This window comes from Zoogloea sp. (assembly GCF_023150065.1).
In the GTDB taxonomy this organism is placed as follows: domain Bacteria; phylum Pseudomonadota; class Gammaproteobacteria; order Burkholderiales; family Rhodocyclaceae; genus Zoogloea.
Genome location: NZ_JAKLLN010000117.1, coordinates 1 through 698 on the forward strand (window position 1 = coordinate 1; position 698 = coordinate 698).

The 698-nt window shown below is 73.4% G+C and carries 1 protein-coding gene; it reads right to left on the reverse strand.

What is annotated here, in order from left to right; translation table 11 throughout:
- Positions 1–698 (reverse strand): type VI secretion system baseplate subunit TssG (tssG, locus tag L6Q67_RS23770; protein WP_296576053.1); only part of this gene is annotated, 698 nt, incomplete at both ends.

Consider the following 698-nt stretch of genomic DNA (forward strand, 5'->3'; position numbering starts at 1 on the left):
CGGCAGGCCTTCCTTCTGGCCCAGCGCGTAGTCGTCGGCGCCGAAGGCCGGGGCCATGTGCACGATGCCGCTGCCGGTGCTCAAGTCCACGAAGTCCGCGGCGCAGACCTTCCACGCCTTGGCCTTTTCGGCGTCCTTGCCCTGCCACCAGTCGAAGAGCGGCTGGTAGTGGCGGCCGACCAGCGCGCTGCGGCCAAGCACGTTGCCGGCGCGGCCGAGGCGGGCGTGGTCGCGCGGGCGCACCGCCATCCAGTGCCCGACGAACTGCTCGACACTCACCGGCACCCGGAAGAAACCCTCGACGAGCTGGCCGAGGCCTTCGGCGTTGCGCACCTGCCGGTTGAGCAGGCCCGCGTGGTGGAGCTTGGCAAAGTCGGGCAAGGCGTCGCGCTGGCGCAGGCCGGGCAGGCCGATGCCGGCCAGCGCGCCCACGTAGCGGCCGAAGCTGTCGTCGCCGGGGCGGTCGAGACTGGCGCAGGGCTGGGCCTGGGCCCAGGCCCGGTGGAAGAGGCCCAGGAAGCGGTGGTGGATGATGTCGGCGAAGCGCGCGAAGCTCGGGTCGCCGGCCTGCAGCTGGCGACCGGAGGCGTATTCGGTGAGGTGCAGCGGCAGCGGGCCGTTGGGGCCGAAGAGGCCGAAGAAGCGCACCTCGAGCCGCGGCGGCCGGCCGGCCTGGCCCGGCTTGAGCCCCGACAGGG